Raw genomic sequence first — 5,367 nt, 5'->3', positions numbered from 1 at the left:
CCCCCGGCCGCCGGCGGCCCCCGCCCCCGGCCCCCCCCCCCGCCGGGGGGGGGGGCGCCCCCCGCCCCACGTCCGCGCCGGTCGTCGCGCGCGGGCGCCCGACCCGGTCGCGGCGCCGTCGGCGCGGCGCGCCCGGCGCACCGGACGGTCCTGGCCCGCCCGGGCTCGCCCCGGGGCACCTGGTGGACCGGGGGTGCCCCACGCGCCGGCCCCGGACCCGTCCAGGGACCGTTGGCGATCAGCGGAGCCGGAGCTGTCCAGCTCTTAGGCTATAGTATTTGAAAATCCACCGACGGTGCGCGCGACCACCCGCCCGTCGGCCCCCAGCAGCAGCCCGCGGCCTCCGTGAGGACGCCGAGGCGGGACGCGGCCGCCCCGGGGCACCGGGTCCCGGACGGCGAGAGCCCCGCCGGCGCGTCGCCGGCGGGGCTCTCGAGACGGGGCTCCCCCGTGGTGCGGGGAGGAGCTCAGAGGGGCAGCGCCACCCGCAGGAACGGGTCGACGGCCACCGCGACCGACAGCAGCGTCAGGTACGTGATCGAGCCGTGGAAGACGCCCATCGGGCCGATGCGGCGCAGCTGCTCGGCCGTACCGGCGTCGCGGCCGCCGGTCTCGCGCTCGAAGCGGCGCGCGCGGGCGTGCAGGGCCAGGGTCTGGGCGAGGAAGCCGCCGCCGAGCACCAGCGCGGCCAGGCCGTAGACCAGGCCGGCGCCGCCCACGGGCACCAGCAGCAGCGAGCACAGCACCATCGCCACCGTGTAGGCGACCACCTGCCGCGTCACCGTCGTGGGGCGCGCGACCACGGGCAGCATGGGCACGCCCGCGTTGGCGTAGTCCTCGCGGTAGCGCACCGACAGCGGCCAGTAGTGCGGCGGCGTCCACAGGAAGATGACGCCGAAGAGCACGAACGGCGCCCAGTCCAGCCGGCCGGTCACCGCGGTCCACCCGATGAGCACCTGCATGCAGCCGGCGACGCCGCCCCACACGATGTTCTGCGAGGTGCGGCGCTTCAGCAGCAGCGTGTAGCCCACGACGTACAGGACGATCGCGGCGACCGCGAGCGCGGCCGACAGCGCGTTGACGAACGTCAGGAACAGGGCCACCGACCCGGCACCGAGCGCCGCGGCGAAGACGAGCGCCTGGCGCGGGGTGACCTCACCGGTGACCAGCGGCCGCTTCGCGGTGCGCTTCATCAACGCGTCGATGTCGCGGTCGAAGTAGCAGTTGAGGGTGTTCGCGCAGCCGGCCGCCAGCGCACCACCGACGAACGTGGCGGCCACCAGGCCCAGCGGCGGCAGCCCGCCGGCGGCGAACACCATCACCGGGACGGTGGTGATGAGCAGCAGCTCGATGATGCGCGGTTTGGTCAGCGCGACGTACGCCCGCGCGCGCGGGAAGCGGGAGGGACGACGGCGTCCGCGCCGGCGGCCCAGCGAGAGCCGCGAGTGCGCGGAGGCGTCCGAGGGACGCGGGTCGACGACAGTCACAGTGTCCTCAGGGCGAGGCGACGGCGGGCGCCTCGATGCTACGCCGCTGCTACGCGATGTCGTTGACCGGCTCGCGCCACGGCCCGCTGCGCGCCACCCGCGAGCCCCGCGCGGAGCGCCGGCGGACCCGCCGCGGGCCCCGGGACACCGCGGGGCGGCGCCGGGACGGCGGACGAGTAGGCTCGGCTCCGCGGTGATCCGTGCGTGCCGCGCGTGCGGCGGGTCGCAGCGAGTGACACAGCCGAGCACGCACCCCGACGACGCGCCCGCGCCGGCACCGGCACCACGGGTGCCGCACCCCGGCAGGGGCGCGGCGGCCGGGCCGGGCCGGCCGGTCGCCAGGGACGTCAGACGAGAGCGGACCACGACCGGTCCCCGCCCCGAGCCCGCGGGCGGCGGCGGTGGCTGGTTCGCACGGGAGGAGACACGTGAGCCAGCAGAGCCTCGAGTGGAGCGACCTGGACGCCCGGACGGTCGACACCGTCCGCGTGCTCGCCATGGACGCGGTGCAGCGGGCCGGCAACGGCCACCCGGGCACGGCGATGAGCCTGGCGCCCGTGGCGCACCTGCTGTTCCAGAAGATGATCCAGCACGACCCCAGCGACCCGGACTGGGTCGGCCGCGACCGGTTCGTGCTCTCCTGCGGGCACTCCAGCCTCACGCTCTACATCCAGCTGTACCTGGCCGGGTACGGCCTGGAGCTGGACGACCTCAAGGCGCTGCGCAAGTGGGGCTCCAAGACGCCGGGCCACCCCGAGCACGGCCACACCGCCGGCGTGGAGATGACGACCGGCCCGCTGGGCCAGGGCATCTCCTCCGCGGTCGGCATGGCGATGGCCGCCCGCCGCGAGCGGGGCCTGTTCGACCCGGACGCCGCCCCCGGCACCAGCCCGTTCGACCACACCATCTGGGTGCTGGCCTCCGACGGCGACATCCAGGAGGGCGTCTCCAGCGAGGCCTCCGCCATCGCGGGCGTGCAGGAGCTGGGCAACCTGGTCGTCGTGTACGACGCCAACCACATCTCCATCGAGGACGACACGGCGATCGCGCTGGCCGAGGACACCGGCAAGCGGTACGAGGCCTACGGCTGGCACGTGCAGACGCTGGACTGGACCAACGGCGGCGAGGGGCCCTACACCGAGGACGTGCAGGGCCTGCACGCCGCGCTGGAGGCCGCGAAGGCCGAGACGGGCAAGCCGTCCATCGTCATCCTGCGCACCACCATCGCCTGGCCGGCGCCGAACCTGCAGAACACCGGCAAGTCGCACGGCTCCGCCCTGGGCGAGGACGAGGTCCGCGCCACCAAGCAGGTCATGGGCTTCGACCCCGAGCGCGCCTTCCAGGTCGACGACGACGTGCTCGCCCACGCCCGCCAGGCCCGCGAGCGCGGCCGCGCCGCCCACGAGGCGTGGCAGGCCCGCTTCGAGGAGTGGCGGGGGGGCGCCGGTGAGCGCGCCGCGCTGTTCGAGCGCATGTCCACCCGCTCGCTGCCCGAGGGCTGGACGTCGGCGCTGCCGGAGTTCGAGGCCGGCAAGGCCGTGGCCACCCGCAAGGCCTCCGGCGAGGTCCTCAACGCGCTGGCCTCCACGCTGCCGGAGCTGTGGGGCGGCTCGGCCGACCTCGCCGAGTCGAACCTGACCTCGATGAAGGGCGAGCCGTCCTTCCTGCCCGAGAGCCGCACCACGAAGACCTGGGACGGGAACCCCTACGGGCGCACCCTGCACTTCGGCATCCGCGAGCACGCGATGGGCTCGATCCTCAACGGCATCGCGCTGCACGGCGGCACCCGTCCCTACGGCGGCACGTTCCTCGTCTTCAGCGACTACATGCGCCCGGCCGTGCGGCTGGCCTCGATCATGCGCCTGCCGGTGACGTTCGTGTGGACGCACGACTCCATCGGCCTGGGCGAGGACGGCCCCACGCACCAGCCGGTCGAGCACCTGGCCTCGCTGCGCGCCATCCCGGGCCTGGACGTCGTCCGCCCGGCCGACGCCAACGAGACCGCGTGGGCGTGGCGCACGATCCTGGAGACGACCGACCGCCCGGCGGGCATCGCGCTCTCGCGCCAGAACCTGCCGACGTTCGACCGCTCCCAGCCGCGCTGGGGCGCGGCCGAGGGCGTCGCCAAGGGCGGGTACGTGCTGGTGGAGGCCTCGGCCGCCACGCCGCAGGTCATCCTCATCGGCACCGGCTCCGAGGTGCAGATCGCCGTGGCCGCCGCGGAGAAGCTCGAGGAGCAGGGCGTGCCCACCCGCGTGGTCTCGCTGCCGTGCCGCGAGTGGTTCGACGCCCAGCCGCAGTCGTACCGCGACACCGTCCTGCTGCCGCAGGTCAAGGCGCGCGTGTCCGTCGAGGCGGGCATCGCGCAGGGCTGGCACGACCTGGTCGGTGACGCCGGCCGCACCGTGAGCATCGAGCACTTCGGCGCCTCGGCGGACTACCAGGACCTGTACCGGGAGTTCGGCCTGACGGACGAGGTCGTCGTGACCGCCGCGAAGGAGAGCCTCGCGGGCCTGTCCTGAGGCCCGTGCGGGGGCGGGCGCCGCGACGGGCCCGCCCCCGCCACCCCGGCGCAGCGCGCCGGTGCACGCTCCGGGTGCCGTCCGCCGGCACCCGCCCGGACGAACGACGGAGGAGAACCCATGACCAACCTCGACGACCTGCAGCAGCACGGCGTGTCCGTGTGGCTGGACGACCTGTCGCGCGAGCTGACCGACTCCGGTGAGCTGCAGCGCCTGGTGGACGCCGGCGTGCTCGGCGTGACGTCGAACCCGACGATCTTCGCCAGCGCGCTGGCCAAGGGCGACGCCTACACCGAGCAGGTGCGCGAGCTGGTGCGCGCCGGCGCGGACACCGAGGAGGCGGTCTTCCAGATCACCACCGAGGACGTGCGCCGCGCCTGCGACGTGCTCAAGCCGGTCTACGACCGCACCGAGGGCCTGGACGGCCGCGTCTCCCTCGAGGTCGACCCCCGCATGGCGCGCGACACCGTCGCCACCGAGACCTCGGCCCGCCAGCTGTGGCAGGCCGTGGACCGCGAGAACCTCTACATCAAGATCCCCGCGACGGTGGAGGGCCTGCCGGCCATCAGCACCGCGCTGTCCGAGGGCATCAGCGTCAACGTCACGCTGATCTTCTCCCTGGACCGCTACCGCGCCGTCATGCAGGCGTTCCTCACCGGCCTGGAGCAGGCCCGGCAGAACGGGCACGACCTCTCCCGCATCGCCAGCGTCGCCTCCTTCTTCGTCTCCCGCGTGGACAGCGAGGTCGACAAGCGCCTCGACGCGCTGGACACCGACGAGGCCCGCTCGCTGCGCAGCAAGGCCGGCCTGGCCAACGCCCGGCTGGCCTACCAGGCCTACGAGGAGGTCTTCGCGACCCCGCGCTGGCAGGTGCTCGCCGAGGCTGGCGCCCGCCCGCAGCGGCCGCTGTGGGCCTCCACGGGCGTCAAGGACCCGAACCTGCCCGACACGCTGTACGTGACGGAGCTCGTCGCCCCGGGCACCGTGAACACCATGCCCGGCAAGACCCTGGACGCCACGATCGACCACGCCGAGGTCTCCGGCGACACCGTCCGCGGCCGCTACGGCGAGGCGCAGCAGGTCCTGGACGCCCTGGAGCGCCTGGGCGTCAGCTACACGGAGGTCACCGACCTCCTGGAGCGCGAGGGCGTCGACAAGTTCGAGAAGAGCTGGGGCGAGCTGCTGCAGACGGTGACCGACGAGCTGGAGCGCGTGCGCACCCAGCTCGACTCCGAGTGAGGTCCCCGGGCCAGTGAGCCCACGCCGCCGCCGGGGCCGGGCCCGGCGGCGGCCCCCCCCCCCGCCGGGGTGCCGGGCGGCTGTACCTCCCGCGGCCCCCCGGCGGGCCACACCACCAC

3 protein-coding genes are annotated in these 5,367 nt (G+C 74.8%); 2 read left to right on the top strand and 1 reads right to left on the bottom strand.

The annotated features are described in order from the left end of the window. Positions 1-467 precede the first annotated feature (467 nt). Positions 468-1,433 carry a heme o synthase gene (locus ACRYMY_RS19405; protein WP_432548856.1) on the bottom strand — a complete coding sequence of 322 codons (966 nt, stop codon included), beginning with the start codon at positions 1,431-1,433 and terminating at the stop codon, positions 468-470. Positions 1,434-1,915: 482 nt separating this feature from the next. On the opposite strand from ACRYMY_RS19405, the gene tkt reads away from it, so the two are divergent. Further along, positions 1,916-4,009 carry a transketolase gene (gene tkt / locus ACRYMY_RS19400; protein ID WP_432548855.1) on the top strand — a complete coding sequence of 698 codons (2,094 nt, stop codon included), beginning with the start codon at positions 1,916-1,918 and terminating at the stop codon, positions 4,007-4,009. A 120-nt stretch (positions 4,010-4,129) separates the two neighbouring features. Beyond that, a complete protein-coding gene (gene tal / locus ACRYMY_RS19395) occupies positions 4,130-5,248 on the top strand; it encodes a transaldolase (protein ID WP_432548854.1) in 1,119 nt (372 codons plus the stop codon). Positions 5,249-5,367: the final 119 nt, after the last annotated feature.

The sequence above is a fragment of the Kineococcus haloalkalitolerans genome, from assembly GCF_050871905.1.
Lineage (GTDB): Bacteria > Actinomycetota > Actinomycetes > Actinomycetales > Kineococcaceae > Kineococcus.
The sequence above is the reverse complement of the archived record's forward strand: the minus strand, read 5'-3'. Positions and strand labels throughout refer to the sequence as shown.